Origin of the sequence: Bacillus sp. NPDC057893 (assembly GCF_042796455.1) — a bacterium.
Classification (GTDB): Bacteria; Bacillota; Bacilli; order Bacillales; family Bacillaceae_G; genus Bacillus_A.
The window spans coordinates 1-26,872 of sequence record NZ_JBHVNG010000009.1 but is presented as its reverse complement, the minus strand read 5'-3'; the positions used below and the strand labels follow the sequence as shown (position 1 = coordinate 26,872).

The following is a 26,872-nucleotide window of genomic DNA, read 5'->3' as shown; positions in this document are numbered from 1 at the left end:
ACATGAATTTACTTTGTTTTATTGACATATTTGTTCCCATTACTCCTTCTCCACTTCTTAAAACACAAAAAGCCTTGATCTTAAAAAATAAGATCAAGGCTTAATAAAACTATGCCCATCACTTATCTTTCAAGACTTGCTTGCTGGAATTAGCACGGTGTTCTATTACAGAACCCGCTGCTGAGGTGTCATAGGGCCAGTCCCTCTACCTCTCTGGATAAGTAAATTGCTATATTATTATTTGGTTCAAATTGTATATTTTGAATTATAATTCTGAAAAAATGAAAAGTCAATCTAATCGGATATTTTTAGAAAAATCAGTTTTTAATAACGTTAGTTATTGAAATTACAGTCTTTCGCTTATAATAAAAAAAATTATGTTAAAGGAGTTATAAGACGGCTCCCTTACTTCTGGATACTATAGGATTGCCATTAACAATCGTAATACTCGTCATCATTGGTTTTTATAAGCTCTTTATTAAAAAGAAAAGCATCACCTCTTTTTATCCCGCTATTTACGGGCAGTAAGACCCCCACCCAAAAATTTGGACGTGAAACAAAAAGTATTAGTATGCGAAGATGAAGATGGAGATGGTAAGAAGAAAAAATAACCTTGCATGCGCAAGGTTATTTTTCCGTTTCTGTTTGAAAACGTTTATAGTATGTCGATGCTGTTGAAAAATTAATTTCTATATCACGAATCAACGATGAATCTTCTTCTTTAGCTAACTTCTGTAATTTTTTCATCGCTTGTTCCGATTCATTTAAGAAACCAACATACATTTCATGCTCTTGTTCTTTCGACTTCGGTACATGAATTTCTTTACGCATATGATCTATATCTTCTAACATGCCCGTTGTTACATTTTGCACGTCTTCCTTAAATTTAGCATTCGTTATTTCCTTACCGCCCTTTTCTTTTGCCACTTCAAATAACTGTAACGCTTTATTAATTTCCTTGTTCATCTTCGCATCATACTTTTCATGTACCTCGCGATACACTTTCATATCTTCTGTCTGTTCAGTAGATTGCTCTACCTTTTCTTTCGGTTCTTTCGCTTCTTTATTCCCATTACATCCTGCTAGAAGGAGCATACCTCCCATTACAGCAATACCCAAAACCTTCTTCATCTTTAATTCTCCTTTTATCTACAGCTACTTCTAATTATAGTTTCTTTTATCTCCACTTGTTTTATTATACCGAGAACATCCTAAATTTTGCACTTAAGATGATCTCTTAATAAATATACACACATTTTTGTCACATTATCGTCACTTTATGCAAGTAACTTCACTACTCTACCTTACACAACTGTAAGCACACATAGAGAACAAACCATGCTAGACTTACATATGCATAACGCAAGCGTAGTTAAGTTTTTAAGGAGAATCATCTATGTACAATACAATACCTTTTATGGGAGAAGATATTCGTGTCCTTATTCGTGAAAGATCACTTCATATTGAAAACACAGAAAGCCTTCGCCGCGTATTAAAAAAGCAACATGCTCCATTTAAATTAGCCCAATATTTAAAACAACAACATACAAATCAATTTCATACTGTGCTAAATATATCGGATAAATCATTAACAATCGAGATTATCGGTCATGTCTACATTGGAAATTTTGCAGATGTCTTAAAAGAAATTCCACGCATACCGAAGATTGCTCCTATTATCGTTGAAAGGGCATATAGAATTACAGATCATACTGATATTATTGACTGCGGGGAGAAAGAGGTCGACAGTAACCGCTGGGTATGGGATAAACTTGCTTTCTTATATGATGCGATCATGAATAATATGTATGAGTTATTTCAAAGAAATGAAAAAAAGAGCTGATTCAGAGAAATGTTTGAATCAGCTCTTTTTTGTTAAGCCTCTAAATTTTGTTTTTGTTGCAGTTCAAACTGCTGTTCACTTCTTTTTGCCATGAATAAATAGCATAACACAGCACCAATTTCACAAAGAGCTATAACAACACCCATAGGAAGTGCTGTATTACTTCCACCAATACCTACTAGCGGTGCAACAAGTGCTCCTGAAATGAACTGTAATAAACCTAGTAAGGCTGATGCTGTTCCTGCTGCCTGTTTTTGATTTCTCATCGCTAACGAGAAGCCAGTTGTTGATACAACCCCAACACTTGATACAACGAGAAATAGCGAGCATAAAACACCGATTAGCCCTATTCCAAGTGCGATTGTAAGTAGTAACGATAGACCGCCAACAGCCGCAATAACAATACCGAAAACAAATAATGTCTTCTCATTCACTTTTCCTGCTAAGCGACCAGTAACTTGACTAGCAATAATAATGCCAATACCGTTAATCGCAAAGAACAAACTAAACTCTTGCGGTGATGCCCCGTATATATTTTGCAACACAAATGGTGAACCAGAAATATAAGCAAACATTGCAGCTGTTACTAATCCTTGCGACAATGCATAACCCATAAATAAACGATCTTTCAGAAGCTTTCCGTATGTCGCCAGCGTTCCCGACAAACCACCTGTCTCTCTTTCTTCAGGTGGTAATGTTTCACGTAATACGAAAGTAGCTGATATTAGCATGAATACACTAATTGCTCCAAGAACGATAAAAACGCCGCGCCATGATGTGAACTGTAATAATTGCCCTCCAATAATCGGTGCCAAAATAGGTGCTGCTCCGTTTACTAGCATAAGCAGTGAGAAAAACTTCGTCATTTCAGAACCTGAATACATATCACGTACCATTGCACGTGATATAACGATACCAGCAGATCCTGAAGCACCTTGTAAGAAACGTAAAAGCACTAAACTCCAAATCGATGGTGCAACAGCACAAAGTAAAGAAGAAGCAACATAAATAATAAGAGCGATAATAAGAGGTTTGCGCCTTCCGTAAATATCACTAATTGAACCAACAAATAACTGTCCTACTGAAAGTCCAAGCAAACAAGCTGTTAATGTAAGCTGCGCAAGGGATGCACCCGTTTGTAAATCATCTGTTAACTTCGGTAAAGAAGGCAAGTACATATCAATAGATAATGGCCCAATTGCCGTAAGTGTCCCTAATACAAGAATCATCCATAACCTGTTTGTCTTTACAGGTTTATATACTTCGTGATTAACTCCATTCACTTTTTTCATTCACCCTTTCATATAAAAAATCTAATCGTAACAATTATAGTTACAACATAAATATACGTCAAGTATACCGTATTTTCCTGTTTAATAATGTAAAAAAAGCGATAGAATCTCTATCGCTTTACTTTTTCAAATTACTATTTGTAAATTTAGATACAGATGCCATCATTTCTCCTGTGTCTAAATATGTGATTTGAATTGGATCTCCTACTTCTGTAAACATTGCATATGGGAATTTCTTCGCCGGTACCATGAATACTTTTTGCTCGTTTTCTAATAGTACGTACACAATCGTATTTTCACCTGATTTTTCTTTATACACACGTTGTACAGTACCTTCTTTTTGCGCTTCTTTCCCATTTGAAGTCGGCCTAAATGAATCACCACTTCCGCTCAGCGCATTTTTATAATTCTCAAGTGCTTCTTTTTGCGTTGAACCTGTTGCAAACACTTTTGCATTAGAAGCATATATAACAGTATGAGCACGTACTAATCCCCCGTCATCAATAACCGGTACAATCCAAGAAGGTTTACCATATACGTTATAAATAACCGGCATTGTTCCATGCCATTTCTCTCTCTTAAAGGAATTATCCACTACTTCTGTAGCAGCCGAACCGTCCATAATTCCCTTCACTTCTTTTCCGTTATAGTAATACAACTTTCCTGTACGTGCATCAACTAATGAGTAACCGAGGGCAGAATCTACTCCTTCTTTCGGAGAGGTAAAGTCTGTAAAGTAATACAGTTTACCATCCTTTCCGAAGATTGGCGTAACGCCTTCCTTCGTCCCCCACTCAGTCGGAATCTTCATGTCAGTTTGTGAGAATTTCGTATTCCAAAATCCGTGAATATATTTTCCGAAGTACGTATTTAACGTAGATGCTGTTTCATGATTTAATACACCATCAACGAATTTAGGTGCATTCCCTTTATCATATCGTTTCACATCACCTGTTTGTGCATCAACAACGACAACGCCTTCTACTTCAAACCCTGATCTTCCTGAAATAAACTCACCATATGTCATTGTATAATACGGTTTTCCTTTATCATCAACTTCAAATTTTGGTTTCCCTTTAAAAACTAAATCTGGCTCTGCTTTTCGAACGACACGTTCTAATTTATTACCGAAAAACATGCTTGGTACATACTTCATTTTATATCCAAGATGTAATTTTGCTTCCGCATCAGGATTTGTACCTGACATTGTTACGTAACCTGGAATTGTTTCCGCTTTACGTGCTTTAAAAAATCCCGAAACTTCTATTGGTGCTACATACAAGGCTTCACCATTTACCATTTGTGGCGTTAATTCCCCTAGCTCAAAATAAGCTACTTTCGGAATATCACCAAATACCTTTTTCATTTTATTTTCCGCTGTTTTAGGCGGAACTGTAAACGGTTGATCATTTTCAGTAAATGGCTCTGAAATATCTTTCTCTACCTTCACGACTGAATCATATTTCTTTTGCGAGATTACTATATCGTGCAAATAACCAAAATAGCCGTAACTTGCGAGTAAAACAAACATTAGAAGTCCTTTTAACGTACCTTCTAATTTCCCTACCTGCTCTTGTGAGAATAAAACAAGCCCAATTAAAATCGCTACTGCAACAGAATAATGAGTAAGAATAGAATCTGCTCGATCATCAATTAGCCAAAAATATTCATAGATTGCAATACCTATCCAAAATAAAACAGGAATAACTAAAATAGATGATTTCTTACCCTTTACAACTTTCTCATTTCCTCCTTTATCCACAGCGCGAATTTTATTACCGCTTCTAGTCCATGGAATCAAAAACAAAGTGAGAATAGCTAAAACTATAAATTTCATCAAAGGCAATGTCCCCTTTTCTTTTGTCTTCTCCATAAGTATAACAAATAAAGGGTAATCAGGTAAAAATGGGTATGATTATATTTTTTTGCTACTTAATACAATTCCACTCACTGCATATAAAATAGATGCAATATAAAAAATGGTGCCAATCGTAAAGAAATCTACTAAATACCCCGTTGCAATAATCGCTACTGCGCCTCCAATTGATGTCCACACATGATATTTTCCAATCTCATAACCAGCCCTTTCCTGAGCAACCTTTCGCGCTAACGACGTCTTCTCCGTATTACGCTGCACAGCACCTAAAACACCCATTAAAATTTGGAGAATATATACATACCAAACTTCTGTTACGATAGGAAAACAAAGCATTAATATAGCCATAGACCAGGCGTATACAATTAATAGCTTTCTATCTCCCACTCTGTCAGAAATTCTTCCAACTAACGGATATACTAGAGCTGAAGTTAAGGCAAATAAACCGTACGCCCAGCCAAATTGCGAGAAACTATTTCCAACATTTCGAAGCAATAGTATATAAAAAGGAAATACCATACTACCCGCCATCATAATAATGCTTTGTGAGGCCACAAATCTTCTATATGTCATTTGCTATACTCCTTATAAAATAAATTCACAAACCTTTCCTCTGGGTCTACTTCCTTTTTCTTCTGAAGGAATTCTTCTATGCGAGGATACGCTTTCTTTAGTTGCTCCTTTTCCGGATAAGAATAATACGGTAAATAATAACTTCCATTATGCTTTAAAGTAACATCAATCATCTTCTGAATGACCACTTTTGTTTTCTTTATTTCATCCTCAGAACGCCCTTGATTAATTAGAAGCACAAGCGCAAACATATCATCTTTCGCATAAGATAGCACCGCATTCTCATTCTTTTCTACATAGCGGATTGTAATGTTAAGAAGGTTTAATTCCTCTTCATTTAAAACAATTCGCAAATCATCTATATACTCTGCAAAACCATCTATCGGCACAAAGTACTCTTGTAAAACTTCGGTCAAGTTTGGATTATCGTATTCCATAAAAGCACTATCAGATCTCATTACGTTATTTCGAGTTTCGTACTTACCATCTGTACGTTCAAAATAACTTCTTTGTATATCCCAAAATGCGCCCTTTCCCCAGTCACTATAGCGTGATAACCCCAGTAAGAATTTCGGCGCAGCTATAATAGTTTCTTCTTTTAATTTGCTGTACCCTTTCAACTTCTGTTGATCTTCTGCCAGTACATAATCTGTCACATACATTTCTTTTAAAAATGAATTTGGGGCAACAGAAATACGTGCTAAATGCATACGTATATTCTCGTCCCTTCGCACTTTATTCTTAAAGTATGAAGAGTATTCTTTATAATCTAGTACCTTCGTATGCGTTTCATACAATTCATCGTTTGTTAACTGTAGCGTCACATCTAAAATCACACCAAACAATCCATATCCCCCAATTACATACGGAAACAAGTCAGCATTTTCTTCTCTACTTACATTACGCACCGTACCATCTGCCATTAGCAATCTGAACGACTCTACTGTATCAATCAGTGCTTCATGACGAATATCACGCCCATGTACGTTCACACTTAACGAACCACCAACAGTAAAAATATTTTGAGATTGCATCACCTGAACTGCAAGGCCGTATGGATTTATTTTCTTTTGAATGTCATTCCATGTCACACCACTTTGTACTCTAATCCTCTTCTTCTCCGGATCGAATTCTAATATTTCATTATAGCCCTTCATATCAAGCATCGTGCCGTTCGGATAGTACGTCTGTCCGCCTTGGCTATGTTGCATACCTGCAATCGAAATCTTCTCTCCAGAAACATTTGCATCTCGCACCAGCTTTTTTAATGAGCCCTCATCCTCAGCATCTTCAACACGCTTAATTTTTGTTGGAAGCAACTTCCCTACATCGCTCATAATAGGATGATCCAGTTGCCCTTTATATGTATGTATAGATGTCGCGAGCAACACTGTATACGCTACAATTACAACCGCTATTTTTCTTTTTTTCAAATGGCACTCTCCTCGTTTGAAATTCTAATCTCACTAGTACTTCTCTCTATGCTTATTGTACCTACTTTCTTAAAAGGAAAATACTACACTGTAAAAAAGAACTATCTTTCTTTTACTTATTATGAAGCGAAACTATACGCATGATTTAAAAAACATTTAAATATGATGTAGAGGAAAATAACTTAATTCAGGAGGTTGCTATGAAAGCAATTATTTGCACAAAATACGGGCCACCTAACGTTCTCAAGCTTCAAGACGTAAAGAAACCTACTCCTAAAAAGAATGAAGTATTAGTTAAGATTCACGCAACAAGTGTAACAACTGGCGATTGTAGAATGCGAAGCTTTACTAGTCCACTTTTATTTTGGATTCCTATGCGACTTGTATTAGGACTTAGAAAACCGAGAAAACCTATACTGGGAGTAGAATTAGCTGGAGAGGTTGAAGAAATAGGAACAGATGTGACTCAATTCAAAAAGGGAGATTCCATCTTTGCATTAACAGGACTTAACGTTGGTGGTTACGCTGAATACACATGTGTACATGAAAACGGATTGATAGCATTAAAACCTACCAATGTGACATATGAGGAAGCTGCCGTTATTCCTTTCGGCGGAACTTCAGCTTTACATTTTTTAAGAAAAGGACACATAAAAAAAGAACAGCAAGTACTTATATATGGCGCCTCCGGATCAGTAGGTACCGCCGCTGTGCAACTTGCTAAATATTTCGGTGCGACTGTTACAGCTGTTTGTAGTAATTCAAATTTTGAGCTAGTGAAATCTTTAGGGGCTGATAACGCAATTGATTATACGAAAGAAGATTTTACTGAACGAGGCGAGTGCTACGATATAATATTTGATGCAGTTGGAAAGTATAAAAAATCCCTTTGTGAAAAAGCATTAACGCCTAATGGAAAATACGTATCTGTTAATGGCACAATCGCAAAGGTCAGCAAAGACGATATGAGCCTATTAAAACAACTAGCTGAAACAGAAAAGCTAAAACCTGTTATTGATAGAACTTACCGATTGGAAAAAATTTCAGAAGCCCATACGTATGTAGAGGCAGGACATAAAAAAGGTAACGTTTCTATTACCTTAAAATAAAATATATTCAGAAAATAATATTGACAATTCTTTTTGTAAGATTTACTATTAGTACCATATTTAAAAACTACATACACATACTCTTATCAAGAGTGGCGGAGGGACTGGCCCGATGATGCCCGGCAACCGAGCTTATAACGTATAAGCTAAGGTGCTAATTCCTGCAGAACGATTTTCGTTTTGGAAGATGAGAGAGGAACCTATTTCGTCTATTCGGCACCTCTCTTATTTTTGAGAGGTGCTTTTTATTTTGGAACGCATATTAAGGAGGAACTATAAATGAAAAAGGTATTATTAAGTATTGTAAGTGGAGCTGTATTAGTGTTAGGCGCATGTGGTGCTAATTCTGATAAAGAGGTAAAAGTATTAGATGAGAAAAAGATTACCGTTGGTGTAACAGGCGGACCGCATGAACAAATTTTTGAAAAGGTGAAAGAAGTTGCAGCAAAAGATGGTCTCCAAATCGACGTAAAGGTATTTAATGATTATGTAGCACCAAACGTATCTTTAGATGAAAAAAGCCTCGATGTAAATAGCTACCAAACTAAATCTTATTTAGACGTATTTAAAGCTGAACGTAATATGAAATTAACTGAAGTATTTTCCACAGTAACATTCCCTATGGGTATATACTCGAAAAGCTTAAAAGATGTAAAAGAATTAAAAGAGGGCGACGCAATTGCTGTCCCAAATGACCCAACAAATGAGCTGCGTGCTTTAAAGCTATTTGAAAAAGCAGGAGTTTTAAAAGTTGATCCAAAGGCTACGGAAAAAGCGACTGCAAAAGATGTAATTGAAAATCCGAAAAATTTAAAGATTGTTGAATTAGAGGCATCTCAATTACCAACGCAGCTAAGTGAAGTGAAAGCGGCTGCGATTAATACAAACTTTGCATTAGGCGCAAAATTAAGTCCAGCGAAAGATTCTATTTTCCGCGAAGGAAAAGATTCACCCTATGTGAACTGGGTCGTTGTTCGTACTGAAAATAAAGATGATGCAGTTGTAAATAAATTGAAGAAAGCTTATCAATCTAAAGAAGTAAAAGATTTCATTGAGAAAAAATTCGATGGTTCTGTTTTACCGTCTTGGTAGGAGCTGACTATAATGATTGAATTAAAAAACGTCTCCAAGGTATTTACAACAAAAAAAGGGAATGTTGAGGCCCTTAAATCAACTTCCCTTAAAGTAAAAAAGGGCGAGGTATTTGGAATCATTGGATATAGCGGCGCTGGTAAAAGTACATTAATTCGCTGTGTAAATTTATTAGAAAAACCAACGACAGGAAATATCATTATAAACGAACAAGATTTAACAACCTTATCGACAAAAGAACTCGCAAAAGCGAGACAAAAGATCGGCATGATTTTTCAAGGATTCAATTTACTTAAAACCGTTACCGTTTATGAAAACATCGCACTACCCTTACGTCTATCTGGTCTTCCCAAAGATGAAATTGAAAAAAGGGTAGAAAAGTATTTACGCATTGTTGATCTCTTTAATAAAAAAGATGCCTATCCAAGTGAACTTTCTGGTGGTCAAAAACAGCGTGTAGCGATCGCTCGCGCACTATCTCATGAGCCTGAAGTGTTATTAAGTGATGAAGCAACGAGCGCATTAGATCCGGAAACGACCGATTCTATTCTTGATTTATTATTAAAGATCAACGAAGAAATCGGAATTACGATTTTGCTAATTACACACGAAATGAATGTCATCCAGCGTATATGTGACCAAGTTGCTGTAATGGAACATGGATCTGTCGTTGAAAGTGGAACCGTAAAAAATATTTTCACAAACCCACAACATGTAACAACGAAGAAATTTGTAAATAGCGCATTTGCAGCTAAAATTCCAGAAGACGTACAGAAAGAACTACAAAGTACTGGAGAAATCGTAACACTTTCATTTATTGGAACCTCTTCAGGAGAGCCAGCGTTAGCTGTCGCTACAAAACGTTTCCACGTATACCCTAATATTTTATCAGGCAATATTACGCAGCTAAAACATGAGGCATATGGGAGACTGATCGTTCATATGCAAGGTGAAAAAAGTGAAGTACACCGTGCCTTATCATTTTTACAAGAAAAAGGGATCATCGTAGAAGGAGGTAGAACAGATTATGGGAAACAAGTCCTTTTTGGATGAGTGGGGTAACGTAATATGGGAAGCAACGATTCAAACCTTTCAAATGACATCTATTTCACTACTTATCTCTATTCTAATTGCGTTACCACTCGGTGTAACACTCGTTTTAACAAGACCTGGTGGCCAACTAGAGAATAAAATCGTATATCCGATTCTTAATACAATTATTAATGTCATTCGCTCTCTACCATTTATCATTCTATTATTCTTTATTTTACCTTTTACAAAATTTCTAATGGGGACATCTATTGGTGTGCAAGGTGTTATCGTACCACTTGTCGTATTCACAGCTCCCTATATTGCTCGTTTAATGGAAACGGCTTTACTAGAAGTGGACCGTGGTGTTATTGAAGCATATCAAGCAATGGGAATTTCTACTTTAAAAATCATTTGGCACGTCATGGTTAAAGAAGCTCGTCCATCTCTCGTACTCGGATTAACAATCGCAACGATCGGCTTAATCGGTGCAACAGCAATGGCTGGACTTGTAGGTGCTGGCGGGCTAGGGGACTTAGCATATCGCTTTGGGCATTTACGCTATGAACCTGAAGTAATGTATGCAACCGTCTTTATTTTAATCATTCTCGTTCAAGGATTACAGTCATTAGGGAATGGTATAGCACGAAGATTGAAGAAAGATTAAAAAGAGGGTATCTCACTAAAGTGAGATACCCTCTTTTTATCTTTTAAATCCACCTTCTGAATGAATAACTTGCCCTGTAATCCACCCTGCTTCTTCACTTACTAAAAACTTGATTAGTCTTGCTGCATCCTTCGGCTCACCAATTCTGCCAAAAGGAAACATCGGTTTTAACCCTTGCTTTATCTCTTCAGTCATCCATCCTGTATTAGTTGGACCTGGATTAATCGCATTCACTGTTATACCTAAATGGGCTACCTCCGCTGACAACGTACTAGTAAGAGCGTCAATAGCTCCCTTCGTTGTCGCATACGCTAACTCTCCGGCCATAGGTCCTTTAAATTGCCCCGAAGTAATATTAACAATTCTACCACCGGACTTCTTCTTGAATCCACGTGCAAATTCACTACTCAACAGTGTAGTCGCACGAACATTTACCATGTAATGATTATCTAGTACTTCGGCAGTCAAATTAGAGAAATCATTATTCGTAGAATACGCTGCATTATTAATTAATATATGAGGGTACCCTAGTTGTTCAGTGACTTTATTTATAAGCTGCTTTTGTGCATCATTCCGAGTTAAATCTAACTCCATGCTTGATGCTTTCACACCGTTTTGTAACAGCTCTTCTTTTAATTGTATTTGTTCATTTTTCTCAACGCCCCAAGGCATGTCTTTATCGTAATTCGTCCAGTACGTAAAAAATACATCGTATCCTGCTTCAGCTAATTCTTTACAAATCGCTGCTCCAATACCATCTAGACGACTAACACCTGTAACAACAGCTACTTTATTTTTCAATTGATTCATACTATACTCCTCCAAGTTTAAAGGACGCATATTTTATATAAGAGATATAAATTTCCCCGCAAAAAAAGACAGATACATAAAATAGGCATCTATCCTTACAAAAGGGATGTACAAGCCAAATATGCAGTCCTTGCATGATTTACAGATAGCTAAATAAACCCTCACTTATGAGAGAAAAATTCATCTATCCAATTTCTAATCATTACAAGTTCATCCACATATTGAGTCTTTGTCCCCTCTCCATATATCTCCAAATTTTATTTTATCATTAAAGATTTAATATTTCAAAAAATAAAATAACCACTCCTATTTATGAAGTATCATGTACTATAAACCATAGCTAATAACTAATTTAAATTTAAGTGTATACATTTATCATTACCTATTCGTTGTATAAGTGTAGGGAGGAAAAATGATGGAAAAAGAAAATATATTGACCTCCTATCTTATCAGTTTAGGAGAGGAAGTGTTCAAACTATTACTAGCGAAAGGGGCTATAAAAGAAGATGCAGAAGACATCATCCAAAATACTTTCTATAAAGTATACACGCTGCTAGATGATCTAACCGAGAGTAACATACGGCCATGGTTTTTTAGAGTCGCACTAAACGAATACATTGACTTGAAGAGAAAAAAAGAACAGCAAAACATCTATTTAACTGAAGAGATTTATTCAAAACTACAATATACAGATCGAGAATTAGATGCTGTTTTAAATAAAGATGAGATTTTCTATCTATTAAAAGATATAAAACTAGAATATAAAGAAGCCTTCTTTTTAAAGTACTACTACAACTTTTCATATGAAGAAATCGCCCTAATACTAGATATTAAAGTGAACAGCGTCAAACAAAAGTTACATCGCGCGCGTAAAACAATTCATTCTACAGTAGGAGGAAAAACTTAATGGATACTTCTTTAAAAGATGCATTAAAAAAAGCGAAAAGGAAACAGTTACTTAAAATCATCATTACTTCTATTATCGTTGTAATCATGCTTATCCCTATAATTTATAAGATTGGCAATTACTTCGCAGCGAAAAGTTCTACGAAACTTCACGAACATCTCTTTTTACATAACGCAATTGCAGAACCGAATGTACAAATTGATTCTCAAGTAACGAGTAATTCATCCATGTTTGGCGGCAATATTATATCAAATCGTTCCAAAAACATTAACGGTTATGTAGTCCCCTGGAATACATTAACAAGCTCCTATGGTTGGCTCCGTATCAATATCGATTCCAATGAATTAACGCCTGGTTTTTATTGGTCCAATACAGAGTTCTATGAGTACGATAAACAAACAAAGAAAAAATTTGCAACATTTTATAATCCCTCTATTAAGGAATATTTTGATGGTGTCCAAAATGAATTAGGGGAAGTTTCACAAATGAACAACTATGTTGCCGAAGTCGCTATCTCTTTCAATCAACCCTATACATTAAAAGAAGTTCAAACAAAAATACCAGATAACTTAAATATCGTATGGCTATATATGACCTCACCTATTGGAGATGAAAGTAAAGGGCCTGCTGGTATGCCAGTTTACGGATTCAATCCAGACAAGTCTCCTGAGGAAGCGTACAAAGAGTTCGTTGATTCACTTAAACAATACGATGACGATGGATATGACAAATATATTCAGGATTTTTTAAAATCAAACAAAAACAAACCATTCGATCAAGTAAAAATTTTAGGTGTTATGCTAACAGGAAAAACGGAAAACTTTAAGGCATTAGAAAACCAAGGCTTTATTCGCGGTGCTTCTGTAGGAGTGACTGCGCAAGTTGTTCCTTACATAAAACCGGAGAAATAATAAGGAACGCCCAGATAAACTTAAAGAACGTACATGAATCTGTTTACTACGGGAGCTATCCGCTAAAATAGATAGCTCCCATCCCTCATTTATTGCTCAACTTTCAAAAATAAACTTCACAATATTTTATGTGCAATTTTACAAATAAAAAATCATAAATTTGTTCACATTATATCCATTGTGAATTTATTCACAATGGATATATAATAAACATGTAAATACAATACATTGGAGGGATTTCAATGGTTATCAACTTTTTAAGAACTGATAAACGCGCTACTTTCATATTATTATTTTTACGACTTTACATAGGATATGCATGGCTCGCTGCTGGAATAGGCAAAGTTTTTGGACAGTCTTTTGATGCAAGTGGTTTTCTAAAAGGAGCTATCGCTCAAGCATCAGGTAGTCACCCTGCAGTACAAGGTTGGTGGGCAGATTTCCTTCAACATTTTGTTCTTCCAAACGCAGACCTATTTAGCTTTTTAGTTCAATGGGGAGAAATTTTAGTAGGTCTAGGTTTGATTTTAGGTGGATTAACAAAAACAGCTGCATTTTTCGGAATCATAATGAACCTTTCATTTTTATTAAGCGGAACTGTTAGTGTAAACCCAAACCTGCTTATTTTAACTATGTTCATTTTAGTTGCAGGACAGAATGCTGGACGTATTGGATTAGATGGTTATGTTTTCCCAAAACTTTTCAAAAAAAATAACCGTGAAGCATATAAATTAAGTAAAACTGCATAGTAATAGTTCATCTTTAAAATATAAATAAGAAGAGAGCCTGAATGTAGGCTCTTTTTCTTATTTACACCAAATTTAAACCTTTAGCGAACCACGAAAACCTCTGGCAGCATAATAGGAATCTGCTCCATTGTGGTACACAAAAACGTGTCCAAAGCGATAATCGCAAAATAGAGCTCCACCGAGTTCTCTAATATCAGAAGGTGTTTGCACCCAACTCGATGATTTCATGTCAAACTCTCCAAGTTGTTGCAACTCTCGATATTGTTCTTCAGTTAATAGTTCAATACCCATAGCAGTTGCCACATCAATAGCGTTATTTTCTGGTTTATGTTTTTTTCTTGATTCTAACGCTTCAAGATCATAACAAAGGCTTCTGCGGCCTTTAGGACTCTCCTTTGAACAATCATAGAAAGTATACTCATCCTTCTCTTTGTCATAACCAACAACATCCGGCTCACCGCCAGTTACTTCCATTTCGTTAAGCGACCCTAATTTTTCATTATTAGTAGTCAGCTTCGCTTCAACTTTAGCCCATTCAAGTCCTTCATGGCGGTTCATGTTTTTCTCAAAACGAGCTTTTAATACTTTTAATAGTTCTTCACGCTGTTCTACTGGTAACACATTTTTATTCTCTGTCATATTAGTCCTCCGAATTACGTTTCCTTATAATCACTTAAATCTTCTCAATAATGGTTTAAATGCAGTTTACAACAAATTATATAATTTGTTGTATCTCTTTTTCAACAATCTAACCCGATTGCACAACGGAAAATCCCTGTGCGGATATCCATTATATAGTACTAAAATCCTCCATACTTTCTCTTAGAATATAGTGTGAAAACCACATCAAATTCTGCTTCATAATAGCTACATGAATTCCTGGCTGGTCAGAACTATACGCCATTCCTTTAAATATAATTAATTCTGTATCAACTTCCATATCCCTTAACCCTTGATATAGCTCATATGCATTGGAAGTTGGAATTCTTGCATCCTTTTCGCCATGTTGGATTAAAGTGGGAGTACAGGCTGATTTAATATACGTCATTGGTGATGTTTTAGTATAAATCTCTGGATCATTCCATGGAGTATTCCCTAAATACATTCTAATAAAATAAGGTATATCCGTATTTGCATAATGGGTACTCCAATTAGTAATTCCGCCTCCAACTGAAATAGCTTTAAATCTACTACTAAATGTAGAACAGAAAGCTGATATATATCCCCCGTTGCTCCATCCCATAACCCCTACTCTATTTTTATCTGCCATCCCTTTTTCAACTAATTTATCCACTCCAGATATAACATCATCATAGTCAGCAATTCCCTGTTTTCTATAGTTTGCTTTTAAGAATTCATTACCATAACCAGAACTTCCTCTGTAGTTTGGCTCTAAAACGATAAAGCCTTTTTCGATGAACTGTTCAATAGGGTATTTCTCATTAAAACAGTCTGAGAATATGGAAAAGGATGCCCAAGCCGGACCGCCATGGATTACTACTAATAAAGGATATTCTTTATTGGAATCAAACTCTACTGGGGTTGATAAAACACCCTCTATTTCAAGACCATCACTATTTTGCCATGAGATTATTTCCCTGTTACTTTTAAGCTTACCTTTAAAAAAGCTATTTTCATCCGTTATTTTTTTATCGTCTAAATAGATTTCAAAGGTTTCATTTGTTATAGCTTTATTATAGGATATATGATTCCCATCCTTTGTTATAGAAGCATCCATTATAAAGCCATCTACTTTTAAGCTTAACATTTCCACAGTGCCATCCTCACGTAGCAATCCAATACGATAGTTAGTTTTATCCTGCCATCTAATTAAAATCCCCTTAGCTGTCCACTGTAATGGCATAACCGTACTATCAAAATTTATTAAAGGTTGAATTACCTCTCCAGTATTCATATCATATATCTCTAATGTACTGTCTTGTATATGGGTCTTATAGTGCTCCTTCTCTCTTATACTTGCTGCGTAACATATTTTGCTGCCCTCAGGAGAAAAGCAAACGCTCCCGCCCAACAACTTATCTACATTCATCTTTTGTAGTTCCTCAGCTTCAACATCTAATATGTATAGATCACCATTCATATGATCGTTTAGGCTTGGTGTAGCCATAAATACAACCTTTGTCCCATCATTTGAAATATCAAAGTTATGTATATAAAAATCCTTATCCTCCGTTAATTGATAAACACCGCTAATTTCTCGTTCCCCTTTATCATTTTGTATCACTTTTTCTATTTCAATGTAGTATAAACAATTATTCTGGTGTTCCTTACCTATATGTTGAAAATCTCCATATAGTTCCTTACGTTTCTTTATCTCCTCGCATTCTTTTGACTGCGCAACATAATAAAAACCCTTGCCAGTAGGCTCCCATTTAAAATTACTGACCCCTTCTTTCTCATCAGTAATTTGAACCGCGCCATAACCATCTATCGACTTAACAAAGATCTGATTTTTCCCATTACCAACAGGGCTAAGGTATGCGATGTTCCTAGGATTTGGAGACCATAATGGACATGCACTATCTATATCCCCATTTGTTAATGGGTAACTCTGCCCCTTATCTTTTTCATATACCCATACATGATTCCTATATGTATTGTCTTTCCAGTTAGTCATCTTCTTAACAAATGCTACGTTTTTTCCATCATCACTTATATTTGTACTTGATAAGGTTGGTAACGAAATAATCTCTTCTATACTTAAATAGGTTTTTTCTTTCATTTTCATTAATAAACCCCCTCGTAATATCTATTAATCTATCGTCTCTTCTTTTCGTAATAAAGGAAATTGTTCACGAATACTTAAAATGATAGCGGAAGATTCAGATAAATGAAAGCGATTCTGTTTCAAATCCGATAAAGTTAAACTTTAATCAGTGGGGTTCTGTCCATCCCCCACTGCTAGTTCCTCGCCCCTCTTTAATCCACTTATCGATTTTAAATGTTCTCTTTCTTTTGGACACAAAAACACCCCTTTAGATAAAAATATCCAAAGGGGTGAAGCTTCACAAATTTATTTCAAATCTACCAACCTCTACTCAACCGTAACAGACTTAGCTAAGTTACGTGGCTTATCAACGTCACACTCGCGGTGAAGTGCTGCGTAGTATGAGATAAGTTGGAATGGAATGACTGCTACTAGCGGCGCTAGTGCTTCGTGTACAGCTGGTAATACAAAGCTGTCACCTTCCATTTCTAAGCCTTTCATTGAGATGATACATGGGTTAGCTCCGCGTGCTACTACTTCTTTCACATTACCACGAATTCCAAGGTTTACGTGCTCTTGTGTAGCAAGGGCGATAACTGGTGTACCATTTTCGATTAAGGCAATTGTACCGTGTTTTAATTCTCCTCCAGCAAATCCTTCTGCTTGGATGTAAGAGATTTCTTTTAGTTTTAACGCACCTTCTAAACCTACGAAGAAGTCTACGCTACGTCCGATGAAGAAGCAGTTACGCGTTGTTGCTAAAAATTGTTTTGCTAATGCATCCATTTCTTCTTTTTGATCACAAAGTACTACCATTGCGTTTGCTACAAGCCCTAGTTCGTGAGTTAAATCGAAATCAAGAATTTCACCTTTAGCTTTAGCAATGTCAGCTGCTAAGATTGAAAGTACTGCAAGTTGTGCTGTGTAAGCTTTCGTTGATGCAACTGCAATTTCTGGTCCTGCGTATAGCGGAAGTGTATAATCAGCTTCACGAGAAAGCGTAGAACCAGGTACATTTGTAATTGTTAATGCTTTATGGCCCATTTCATTTGTTTGCACAAGTACTGCACGGCTATCAGCTGTTTCACCACTTTGTGAAATATAAATGAAGAATGGTCTTTCTGTTAATAATGGCATGTTGTAAGAGAATTCACTTGCTACGTGTACTTCAACTGGTAATTTCGCGAACTTCTCAATGAATTGCTTTCCAACAAGACCTGCATGATAACTTGTTCCGCATGCAATGATATAAATACGATCGCTATCTAAAATTGCGTTACGGATATCTTCATCCAGTTCAATCTCGCCATTTTCACCTTGGTACTTTTGAATAATATTACGGATTACAAGTGGTTGCTCATCGATTTCTTTAAGCATGAAATGAGGATACGTTCCTTTTTCAATATCACTTGCGTCTAATTCCGCTGTAAACGGTGCACGTTCAATCGTTTCACCTTGTAAGTTTTTAATTGTAATACTTTCTTTCGTTACAATTACGATTTCTTTATCCATTAATTCGATAAATTGATCTGTAACTTGTAACATCGCCATAGCGTCGCTCGCCACAACATTAAAGTTGTCACCAACACCTACTAATAGCGGGCTTTTGTTTTTAGCAACATAAATCATGTTTGGATTTTCAGCATCAAGTAATCCGATTGCATAAGAGCCATGTAAAAGAGATAGCGTATTACGGAACGCTTCTTCTACACTTAGTCCTGTGCTCACTTGTTGTTCCATAAGCTGTACGATAACTTCTGTATCTGTCTCACTTACGAACGTTACATCTTGTAAATATTCTTTTTTCACTAATTCATAGTTTTCAATTACACCGTTATGAACTAGCGTAAAGCGTTTTGATGTACTTTGATGCGGATGCGCGTTTACTTTGCTTGGAACACCGTGTGTAGCCCAGCGCGTGTGTCCGATTCCCACGCTTGCTGCTACATTCTCTTCTACGACTTCGCGAAGTTTTGCAATACGGCCTTTTTCTTTGTATACAACAACACCGTTCACTGCTTGTACTGCAATACCTGCTGAATCATATCCACGATATTCTAGCTTTTCTAAACCTTTTAATAAAATTTCCTTTGCATCTTGCTCTCCAATAAATCCTACGATTCCACACATGTTTAGTCGCCGTTACAAATGCTTACACTGCTCTGCGAACATGTAACGACATAGTCCGATACCATTTTTATTTGTACTAAAAAACGGATTACATATTGCTAGCCCTGTAAGCTTGTAACGGCTTTCACCTTCCTCTCGATTGGGTTAAAGTCCGTATATACTTATACAGCTAGTATTCATCCGTTCCTTTTCTCTCATCACACTTTCACCTTTGTCCACTAAGTCACCTTAATGTTTTAAGTAAAAGCTTGCGGTTGTGATGAACAACCGGGAGTTATCCGCCGAAATCTCGATAAAACTCCTCCTCGTCAACTACACTACTTGTAGTTCTGGCGCTTTTATAATTTACAATATTTCCTTTGAGAAAAAGAACAAGACAATCGTATAACAAACAATATAAATCGTCAATGAAATTTTTTTCATTGTCTATAAAACATATGAAAAAGGAGCACTTTTTGTGCTCCTTTTTCATAGAATCGGCGAATTATTCAACGCCAACTTCAGCTTTCACAACTTCTACAATACGATGTACATACCCATCACAAATTTCTTGTGTCGGTGCTTCTGCCATTACACGAATAAGTGGTTCTGTTCCAGATGGACGAACAAGAATACGACCGTCTCCGTTCATTTCTTCCTCTACAACACGAATAATTTCTTTAATTTTCTCATTTTCTAATGCTAGTTTTTTATCTGTTACACGAACGTTTACTAGTAATTGTGGGAATTTTGTCATCTCACCTGCAAGCTCAGATAATGGCTTTTTCGTCATTTTCATGATGTTTACAAGTTGAAGTGCACTTAACATTCCATCACCAGTTGTAATGTAATCAAGTAAGATAATGTGACCTGATTGTTCTCCGCCCAGGTTATATCCACCACGTTTCATCTCTTCCATTACGTAGCGGTCACCCACTGCTGTTTTATCACTTGTAATATTGTTCGCTTCAAGTGCTTTGTAGAAGCCTAAGTTACTCATAACTGTTGAAACAACTGTATTATGTTTCAATTGACCAGTTTCTTTCATATACTTCGCACAAATAAACATAATTTGATCGCCATCAACGATGTTTCCTTTTTCATCTACCGCGATTAAACGGTCGCCATCACCATCAAAAGCAAGTCCGATATCAGCACCTTTTTCTTTTACTAATTCAGCTAAGACTTCTGGATGTGTAGATCCTACGCCTTCGTTAATATTCATACCGTTTGGAGAAGTTCCCATCGTTGAAATATCAGCTTCTAAGTCTGCAAATAAGTATGGAGCTAAAGAAGAAGTTGCACCGTGTGCGCAATCTAAAGCAATATGTAAACCAGAGAAATCTTCCTCTACAGTTTGTTTAATGTATTGTAAATATTTTTGTCCACCTTCAAAGTAATCACTCACTTGGCCAAGGTTAGTACCTGTTGGACGTGGTAACTCGTCAACTTCTTTGTCTAATAATGCTTCAATTTCTGCTTCTTGCTCATCTGTTAATTTGAAACCATCTGAACCGAAGAACTTAATTCCGTTATCTTGTACTGGATTATGAGATGCAGAAATCATAACACCCGCTTGTGCATCTAAAGCTTTTGTTAAATAAGCCACACCTGGTGTAGAAATAACACCAAGACGCATTACTTCTGCTCCAGTTGATAATAGACCTGCTACTAAAGCTCCTTCTAACATATGTCCAGATACACGTGTATCACGGCCAATAATTACTTTTGGACGATCTGTATCTTTTGTTAATACATAGCCGCCAAAACGTCCAATTTTGAATGCTAATTCAGGTGTTAATTCCTTATTTGCAACCCCGCGTACTCCATCTGTACCAAAATATTTACCCATTATGATTCGCTCCTTTTTCTTGCTCTTTTTGATTATCTACTGTTGGTTCTTTACCCGGTTCTTGACCAGTTTCTTTGTCTTTTTCTTTATCTTTATTTTTTTCCTGATCCTTTTCTGGATCTGGTTCAGGATTTTTTGGCTTTTCAGTTTGATTTCCCTGATTGTTTGTTGAATCTGGGTGTTCAATATTACCCTGTACTTCTTTATCTGGCTTTTCTTTCTTCACAATTGCAACTTTAGCACTTTTTTGTTTTGGCTCTATCGAAATATTACCAGGACCGCTTACTTGAATAGAAATATCTTTTGTTCCCGGAGATGCATTTTGTAGATTCATCACCGCTGTTATTTGAGCAGCTGTTATTTTATCTACTATACTTGCTTCTCCTGAAATATCAACGCTTATCTTCCCATCCTGCGGCGAAAGTAGCTGAGCAGTAACATCATTCGGAATTCCATTTTTTTGAATCGGGATACCATCAATAGTTTTACTTTTCGTTTGCTTTACTTTTTGTACCCCTACTGAAACCTTCACTTGATTTGGTTTTGCACTTGTGACACCCTTTGGCAATAAAACAGAGGCATCGAATGTTGTAGAATCCGTCAATTGACTAAGATCTACCTCGACCCCCTCTATAGATTGTATATTATCCAAAATGTCTTTTGGACCGGCTATCGTTACTTCCTTCGGCTCAACACTGATATTTGTAACAGCCAATCCTTCTGGTAAACTACCCTTTTTTATATATGTTACAGGAACAGTTTTTTCAGTATTATTTGCTGTAGCTTGCGTTGCTACATTCAACGTTACACTTATTTTAGATGGATTCGTTTTTACATTTAAGCGTTTTCCTTCTTTATTGTACAATGTAACCTCTGCTGTTTTTGTAACAGTTTTATTAACATCTTTTAAATCTATATATGCCTTAGCAGATGAAATACTTTCTATTTCTTCTTTCGTCCCAACTACCTCAACAGTATCAGGCTTAATACCTGATTTTTCAAGAGTAGCACCCGCTGGCATCTGATCTTCATTTGATAATTTCAAGTCTACATGAACATACTTTTTCGCTTTTTCATGCAGAGTGACTTTAATTGTTGCTGGTTGGACTGTTCCTTTCACATCATCTGGAAGCCCATTCGCTTTTAAAGAAACTTCATAAGTTCCTTTTGGACTATCTCGCAAATCAACTGATATATCAAATTGTTTTTTTGCTTTTGCTGTAGCAACTGCTGATTTTGGGCCTTCCAACTTCACCTTGACTCCACCTGCTGGAATACCACTTACAATATATTTCTCTTCATCATACTTAAGGGTAATAGGGTAATCAGTTAATGTTTCTTTCGTTTCATTTACGAAAGGTAATATACTCGATGTCGTATTTTTTTCAGTTAAAGTTGCTGACATAAAAAGCATACAAGACAATAGTAATGAGATTCCTTTTAAAAACCAATGATTCTCCATTAACTTATCCATGACGCTTTCTCCTCCAATTCCATAAAGACGAAGAAGTCGTTTTTTCGTTCCCACTAAATTCTGCTAACAACATATCCTTTAGCTGTTCTTTCTTCAAATCACGATGTAACTTACCGTTTTTTGTTAAAGAAATTTGACCTGTTTCTTCCGACACAACTACTGTAATACTATCCGTTACTTCACTAACTCCCATTGCAGCACGATGCCTAGTTCCTAACTCCTTAGAAATAAACGGGCTTTCTGATAAAGGAAGATAACATGCTGCTGCTTTAATTGTACTTCCTTGCATAATTACTGCTCCGTCATGAAGAGGCGTATTTGGGATGAAAATATTTATTAGTAATTCCGATGATACGTTTGCATTTAGCGGAATACCCGTTTCCACATAATCACCCATCCCGGTCTCTTTTGATAAGGTAATTAATGCACCAATTCTACGTTTCCCCATATATTCCGTTGCTTTCGCTATCGCTGTAGCAACAATTTCAGGTTCCTCATCCTCTTGAGTCCCCACACGCGAAAATAAGCTACCCCGGCCTAGTTGCTCAAGTGCTCTTCGTAATTCTGGCTGGAAGATAATAATAACGGCTAAAAATCCCCACGTTAATACTTGTTCCGTTAGCCAATATAGCGTATGCAATTCAAGTAACATACTAATCATCCGGACGACAATAATAACTGTAATACCTTTTAAAAGTTGCACAGCTTTCGTGCCCCGGATTATAAGAATTAGCTTATATATAATAAACCATACAACAGCAATATCTAATGCCGTACTAAGATATTTCAAAATGGTCGTATCTTCAAAAGGCATGCTAACCCTTCCTCCTACTTACGAGCAATTCTATCCGTATATTGAAATATTGTTTTATGCTCTATCTGTATGTATTTCCAACAACTAGTTAATTATACCATACATGAAACAAACGACAATTACAAACGACCCCTTTCGGCCTAAATTGGTAAGATGTCAAACTTTCTTATCCTACAGTACAGTATAATATAAGTCATTATTATACGCCTATTTTCAAATAAAAAAAGCAACTTCTCAGTTGCTTTTCTTACATTTATTTTAGTTTTTCACCGAACAAAGAACCCATTAAAGCAACCGCTGTTGTTGCTGTTCTGTTTCTCTCATCTAAAATCGTATTTACTTCAACAAATTCAGCAGATGTAACAATATCAGCTTCTGCTAACATTTCCATCGCTAAGTGGCTTTCACGATACGATAGACCACCAATTACAGGCGTCCCAACTCCTGGTGCATCATGAGGATCAAGACCATCTAAATCTAATGATAAATGAACACCGTCAGTATGAGATAAGTAAGCAATTGTTTCTTCCATAACAGCCGTCATACCCATACGATCAATTTCATGCATTGAAAATACTTTAATGCCTTCATTACGAATAAAGTCTTTTTCCCCTTCATCTAATGCACGTGCACCGATAATTACAACGTTCTCTTTTTTCACTTTCGGGTATGACCCGTATAAGTCTACAAGTGAAGAATGTCCATAACCTAAACTTGCAGCAAGTGACATACCGTGAATATTTCCCGATGGTGAAGTTTCTTCTGTATTTAAATCACCGTGTGCATCATACCAAATAACACCTAAATTTTTATAATGTTTCGCTACACCAGCTAGCGTACCGATAGCAATACTATGATCACCGCCTAATACAAGTGGAAAACGACCTTCTTCTATAATATGATCAACCTTAGTCGCTAGTTCATTACATACAGTTGCAACTTGAGTAAGGTTTCGTAATTTTGTATTTTCATCTACTTCTTTTTCTCTCTCTATACATATATCTCCCATATCTTTTACGTCATATCCAATTTGTTCAATTCTTTCAACTACCCCTGCATAACGGATCGCGCTTGGTCCCATATCAACCCCACGACGCATCTGTCCTAAATCCATTGGAACTCCAATAACTGAGATTTCTTTTTTCATAGATAGTATCCCCCTTTTATGCCTTCGCTAAATATTTTAAATCTTTTATATAGTCTGACTCAACTCGACATTTTTCTGCATGGATATACATTTTATTCACTTATATTTACGTTAGAATCCCAATTTTTAAACTATTCGATGTATAAAGTTAACTTAATAAACCAACTAACTTTTCTATCAGCTAATATTTTTGTCAGTGCTTTTCTCCATCACCACCTAGAATTACACAAAATATCCTCAAATAACTGAACAAAAAAACACTTCTACATTTAGAAGCGTTTTTCTGATGCTAGTTTCCACACTGCTGCAATATTTTTTGCTGTCATTTCGATATTCTCTTCTGCCGCTTTATATGCTTCTTCTAATGTCATTGGACTAGCTGTAATACTAAACACTGCATCAATTCCCTTTTCATAAACAATTGCATAGTTCGGAGATACAGATCCACCAATAGCAATTACAGGGATATGACGACATTTCGCCCGCTTCGCGACACCAACAGGAGCTTTTCCATAAGCTGTTTGTTCATCTATTCTTCCCTCACCAGTTACAATAAGATCGGCACCCTCTATACACTTATCAAAATTTGTATAATCTAATACAATTTCAATCCCTTTTCTTAGCTGTCCCTTTAGCACTGCAACGACAGCAGCTCCCATTCCTCCAGCTGCCCCCGCACCCGGTATTTCAGATACATCAAAAGACACATGTTGTTTAAGTATATTAGCATAATGTTTTAAATTCTCATCTAGCTCTTTCATCATCTCTACATTCGCACCTTTTTGTCTCGCAAATACAAAAGACGCCCCGCTCAGTCCAACTAAAGGGTTATCTACATCACATGCTGCCTCTAACTTTATATCCTCCAGGCGTGAATCAATCCTAGAAAGGTCAACAGTGGTTATCCAATGCAATGTCCCTCCAGAGGGTTCTATTACCTCACCTTTCTTATTTATAAATCTTGCGCCTAAGGCAGATAGCATACCAGCCCCACCATCATTTGTAGCACTTCCTCCAAGCCCTAAAATAATGTGTTTGGCTCCTTGATCTAATGCATGTAATATAAGTTCGCCTGTCCCTTTTGTCGTTGTAATAAGTGGGTTTCTCTTTTCAGTTGGAACGTGTTGTAATCCTGATGCTGCCGCCATTTCAATAAATGCTGTCTTCTTATCCTTAGACATACCATAAAAGGCTTGCACGCTCTCTCCAAGCGGCCCTGTCACATTAAGTGATATAATTCTCCCCATTGTAGCGCCAACAAGAGATTCAACCGTTCCTTCGCCCCCATCTCCAATTGGTACTTTAACATACTCTGCTTTAGGAAAAATTGCTGCAAAGCCTCTTTCAATAGCTTCACATACCTCTATAGCTTTCAGGCTTTCTTTATATGAATCCGATGCAATGACAACTTTCATAGTTACCTCCCTCTTATTCAATCCCTTTTTTTCATTTTAAACGATATACGGAAAAGTTGCCTTTTGGAGTGGAATTTAAGCACAAAAAAAGCTTACATCATTTGATGTAAGCTTTCCCTATTTATATGGAGCCTAGCGGGATCGAACCGCTGACCTCCTGCGTGCAAGGCAGGCGCTCTCCCAGCTGAGCTAAGGCCCCTTAGTAATTAAGCGGAAGACGGGATTCGAACCCGCGACCCCAACCTTGGCAAGGTTGTATTCTACCACTGAACTACTTCCGCGAAAATGGTGAGCCATGAAGGATTCGAACCTTCGACCCTCTGATTAAAAGTCAGATGCTCTACCAACTGAGCTAATGGCTCGTAAATGGCTGGGCTAGCTGGATTCGAACCAGCGCATGACGGAGTCAAAGTCCGTTGCCTTACCGCTTGGCTATAGCCCATTAATATTTACTAGTATGGTTATCTTTTCAAAAAAATAAACCCTTTCAGGTTATTTTAAAGAAAATGGTGGAGGGGGGCAGATTCGAACTGCCGAACCCAAAGGAGCGGATTTACAGTCCGCCGCGTTTAGCCACTTCGCTACCCCTCCGACATTTAAAAATATATGGTGGAGGATGACGGGATCGAACCGCCGACCCCCTGCTTGTAAGGCAGGTGCTCTCCCAGCTGAGCTAATCCTCCAAAAGTGATGACCCGTACGGGATTCGAACCCGTGTTACCGCCGTGAAAGGGCGGTGTCTTAACCACTTGACCAACGGGCCAAAAAAAATAAAAACTTTTCCCAAGCTTCCAACCGGGCTTGAACCGGTGACCTCTTCCTTACCATGGAAGTACTCTACCAGCTGAGCTATGGAAGCATAATGGCTCCGCAGGTAGGAATCGAACCTACGACCGATCGGTTAACAGCCGATAGCTCTACCGCTGAGCTACTGCGGAATAATATAAGCCTGGCAACGTCCTACTCTCACAGGGACAAGGTCCCAACTACCATCGGCGCTAGAGAGCTTAACTTCCGTGTTCGGTATGGGAACGGGTGTGAC

At 36.9% G+C, this 26,872-nt stretch carries 22 protein-coding genes, 9 tRNA genes, 1 rRNA gene, 2 pseudogenes and 2 riboswitches; of the genes and pseudogenes, 9 read left to right on the top strand and 25 right to left on the bottom strand.

All coding sequences use genetic code 11. From position 1 onward, the window contains the following. Positions 1-119 precede the first annotated feature (119 nt). Positions 120-224: riboswitch (SAM riboswitch) on the bottom strand. Positions 225-411: 187 nt separating this feature from the next. Further along, a pseudogene (locus tag ACFVQC_RS25130) lies at positions 412-611 on the top strand (DUF3951 domain-containing protein). Positions 612-627: 16 nt separating this feature from the next. On the opposite strand, the gene ACFVQC_RS25125 reads toward ACFVQC_RS25130, so the two are convergent. After that, on the bottom strand, positions 628-1,131 hold the full coding sequence (locus tag ACFVQC_RS25125; protein ID WP_377891744.1) for a hypothetical protein: 504 nt from the start codon (positions 1,129-1,131) through the stop codon (positions 628-630). 265 nt (positions 1,132-1,396) lie between these two features. Here ACFVQC_RS25125 and ACFVQC_RS25120 point away from each other — a divergent pair, with 265 nt between their 5' ends. Then, a complete protein-coding gene (locus tag ACFVQC_RS25120) occupies positions 1,397-1,843 on the top strand; it encodes a hypothetical protein (RefSeq protein WP_002151280.1) in 447 nt (148 codons plus the stop codon). Positions 1,844-1,875: 32 nt separating this feature from the next. Here ACFVQC_RS25120 and ACFVQC_RS25115 read toward each other — a convergent pair whose 3' ends face one another. The 4 genes from ACFVQC_RS25115 to ACFVQC_RS25100 all read right to left on the bottom strand — a co-directional run bounded on the left by ACFVQC_RS25115 (position 1,876) and on the right by ACFVQC_RS25100 (position 7,017). Further along, the gene (locus tag ACFVQC_RS25115; RefSeq protein ID WP_377891740.1) at positions 1,876-3,135 is read right to left on the bottom strand and encodes a multidrug effflux MFS transporter; all 1,260 of its coding nucleotides are present in this window, start codon (positions 3,133-3,135) and stop codon (positions 1,876-1,878) included. A gap of 118 nt (positions 3,136-3,253) precedes the next feature. Next, entirely contained in the window at positions 3,254-4,972 is a 1,719-nt protein-coding gene (locus tag ACFVQC_RS25110; RefSeq protein WP_002159579.1) for a DUF3981 domain-containing protein, read from the bottom strand. A gap of 78 nt (positions 4,973-5,050) precedes the next feature. Next, entirely contained in the window at positions 5,051-5,584 is a 534-nt protein-coding gene (locus ACFVQC_RS25105) for an MFS transporter (protein WP_377899539.1), read from the bottom strand. Further along, a complete protein-coding gene (locus ACFVQC_RS25100; RefSeq protein WP_377899538.1) occupies positions 5,581-7,017 on the bottom strand; it encodes an FAD-binding protein in 1,437 nt (478 codons plus the stop codon). Before ACFVQC_RS25100 ends, ACFVQC_RS25105 begins: the two co-directional genes overlap by 4 nt. Positions 7,018-7,217: 200 nt before the next feature. Here ACFVQC_RS25100 and ACFVQC_RS25095 point away from each other — a divergent pair, with 200 nt between their 5' ends. The 4 genes from ACFVQC_RS25095 to ACFVQC_RS25080 all read left to right on the top strand — a co-directional run bounded on the left by ACFVQC_RS25095 (position 7,218) and on the right by ACFVQC_RS25080 (position 10,914). After that, positions 7,218-8,126, top strand: a complete 909-nt coding sequence (locus ACFVQC_RS25095) for an NAD(P)-dependent alcohol dehydrogenase (protein WP_377899537.1) — start codon at positions 7,218-7,220, stop codon at positions 8,124-8,126. Between the two features lie 80 nt (positions 8,127-8,206). Further along, positions 8,207-8,320: riboswitch (SAM riboswitch) on the top strand. An 85-nt stretch (positions 8,321-8,405) separates the two neighbouring features. After that, a complete protein-coding gene (locus ACFVQC_RS25090) occupies positions 8,406-9,218 on the top strand; it encodes a MetQ/NlpA family ABC transporter substrate-binding protein (RefSeq protein ID WP_377891731.1) in 813 nt (270 codons plus the stop codon). A 12-nt stretch (positions 9,219-9,230) separates the two neighbouring features. Beyond that, positions 9,231-10,271, top strand: coding sequence for a methionine ABC transporter ATP-binding protein (locus ACFVQC_RS25085; RefSeq protein ID WP_377899536.1), 1,041 nt, complete (start codon positions 9,231-9,233; stop codon positions 10,269-10,271). Then, entirely contained in the window at positions 10,246-10,914 is a 669-nt protein-coding gene (locus ACFVQC_RS25080; protein WP_377891726.1) for a methionine ABC transporter permease, read from the top strand. The genes ACFVQC_RS25085 and ACFVQC_RS25080 overlap by 26 nt, the downstream gene beginning before the upstream one ends. Positions 10,915-10,950: 36 nt before the next feature. On the opposite strand, the gene ACFVQC_RS25075 is transcribed toward ACFVQC_RS25080, so the two are convergent. After that, positions 10,951-11,754 (bottom strand): SDR family oxidoreductase, encoded by an 804-nt coding sequence (locus ACFVQC_RS25075; RefSeq protein WP_377899535.1) that lies wholly within the window; start codon positions 11,752-11,754, stop codon positions 10,951-10,953. 385 nt (positions 11,755-12,139) lie between these two features. On the opposite strand from ACFVQC_RS25075, the gene ACFVQC_RS25070 reads away from it, so the two are divergent. From ACFVQC_RS25070 to ACFVQC_RS25060, 3 genes are all read left to right on the top strand, one after another. Next, positions 12,140-12,631, top strand: coding sequence for an RNA polymerase sigma factor (locus ACFVQC_RS25070; protein WP_377899534.1), 492 nt, complete (start codon positions 12,140-12,142; stop codon positions 12,629-12,631). Next, positions 12,631-13,542 carry a sigma factor regulator N-terminal domain-containing protein gene (locus ACFVQC_RS25065; RefSeq protein WP_377899532.1) on the top strand — a complete coding sequence of 304 codons (912 nt, stop codon included), beginning with the start codon at positions 12,631-12,633 and terminating at the stop codon, positions 13,540-13,542. The genes ACFVQC_RS25070 and ACFVQC_RS25065 overlap by 1 nt, the downstream gene beginning before the upstream one ends. A 242-nt stretch (positions 13,543-13,784) precedes the next feature. Then, positions 13,785-14,291, top strand: a complete 507-nt coding sequence (locus ACFVQC_RS25060; RefSeq protein ID WP_002202045.1) for a DoxX family membrane protein — start codon at positions 13,785-13,787, stop codon at positions 14,289-14,291. Positions 14,292-14,363: 72 nt separating this feature from the next. Here ACFVQC_RS25060 and ACFVQC_RS25055 read toward each other — a convergent pair whose 3' ends face one another. The 19 genes and pseudogenes from ACFVQC_RS25055 to rrf all read right to left on the bottom strand — a co-directional run. After that, positions 14,364-14,930, bottom strand: coding sequence for a DUF4256 domain-containing protein (locus ACFVQC_RS25055; protein ID WP_377899531.1), 567 nt, complete (start codon positions 14,928-14,930; stop codon positions 14,364-14,366). A 151-nt stretch (positions 14,931-15,081) separates the two neighbouring features. Further along, entirely contained in the window at positions 15,082-17,040 is a 1,959-nt protein-coding gene (locus ACFVQC_RS25050) for a S9 family peptidase (RefSeq protein WP_377899530.1), read from the bottom strand. Between the two features lie 306 nt (positions 17,041-17,346). After that, a complete protein-coding gene (gene glmS, locus ACFVQC_RS25045; RefSeq protein ID WP_377899529.1) occupies positions 17,347-19,149 on the bottom strand; it encodes a glutamine--fructose-6-phosphate transaminase (isomerizing) in 1,803 nt (600 codons plus the stop codon). 12 nt (positions 19,150-19,161) lie between these two features. Further along, a pseudogene (locus ACFVQC_RS25040) lies at positions 19,162-19,347 on the bottom strand (hypothetical protein). Positions 19,348-19,633: 286 nt separating this feature from the next. Beyond that, positions 19,634-20,980 carry a phosphoglucosamine mutase gene (gene glmM, locus ACFVQC_RS25035; RefSeq protein ID WP_002151225.1) on the bottom strand — a complete coding sequence of 449 codons (1,347 nt, stop codon included), beginning with the start codon at positions 20,978-20,980 and terminating at the stop codon, positions 19,634-19,636. Beyond that, entirely contained in the window at positions 20,973-22,454 is a 1,482-nt protein-coding gene (locus tag ACFVQC_RS25030; RefSeq protein WP_377899527.1) for a CdaR family protein, read from the bottom strand. The genes glmM and ACFVQC_RS25030 overlap by 8 nt, the downstream gene beginning before the upstream one ends. Then, complete coding sequence (gene cdaA / locus ACFVQC_RS25025) at positions 22,447-23,268, bottom strand: diadenylate cyclase CdaA (protein ID WP_377891706.1); 822 nt, start codon at positions 23,266-23,268, stop codon at positions 22,447-22,449. Before cdaA ends, ACFVQC_RS25030 begins: the two co-directional genes overlap by 8 nt. 253 nt (positions 23,269-23,521) lie before the next feature. Next, positions 23,522-24,415 carry an arginase gene (rocF, locus tag ACFVQC_RS25020; RefSeq protein ID WP_002151217.1) on the bottom strand — a complete coding sequence of 298 codons (894 nt, stop codon included), beginning with the start codon at positions 24,413-24,415 and terminating at the stop codon, positions 23,522-23,524. Between the two features lie 269 nt (positions 24,416-24,684). Next, positions 24,685-25,830: a glycerate kinase gene (locus tag ACFVQC_RS25015; RefSeq protein ID WP_002151211.1), complete on the bottom strand. Its 1,146-nt coding sequence runs from the start codon at positions 25,828-25,830 to the stop codon at positions 24,685-24,687. Positions 25,831-25,956: 126 nt separating this feature from the next. Continuing rightward, positions 25,957-26,029 (bottom strand) — tRNA-Ala (locus tag ACFVQC_RS25010). A 10-nt stretch (positions 26,030-26,039) separates the two neighbouring features. Further along, positions 26,040-26,111 (bottom strand) — tRNA-Gly (locus tag ACFVQC_RS25005). Between the two features lie 5 nt (positions 26,112-26,116). Further along, positions 26,117-26,192, bottom strand: a tRNA-Lys gene (locus tag ACFVQC_RS25000). A gap of 5 nt (positions 26,193-26,197) precedes the next feature. Beyond that, a tRNA-Gln gene (locus ACFVQC_RS24995) sits at positions 26,198-26,272 on the bottom strand. A 65-nt stretch (positions 26,273-26,337) separates the two neighbouring features. Further along, positions 26,338-26,421 (bottom strand) — tRNA-Tyr (locus ACFVQC_RS24990). A gap of 16 nt (positions 26,422-26,437) precedes the next feature. Next, positions 26,438-26,513: transfer RNA gene (locus tag ACFVQC_RS24985), tRNA-Val, on the bottom strand. A gap of 8 nt (positions 26,514-26,521) precedes the next feature. Continuing rightward, positions 26,522-26,593 (bottom strand) — tRNA-Glu (locus tag ACFVQC_RS24980). A gap of 23 nt (positions 26,594-26,616) precedes the next feature. Then, positions 26,617-26,689: transfer RNA gene (locus ACFVQC_RS24975), tRNA-Thr, on the bottom strand. 4 nt (positions 26,690-26,693) lie between these two features. Next, positions 26,694-26,768, bottom strand: a tRNA-Asn gene (locus ACFVQC_RS24970). A 9-nt stretch (positions 26,769-26,777) separates the two neighbouring features. Continuing rightward, a 5S ribosomal RNA gene (gene rrf, locus ACFVQC_RS24965) occupies positions 26,778-26,872 on the bottom strand; the annotation flags it as partial.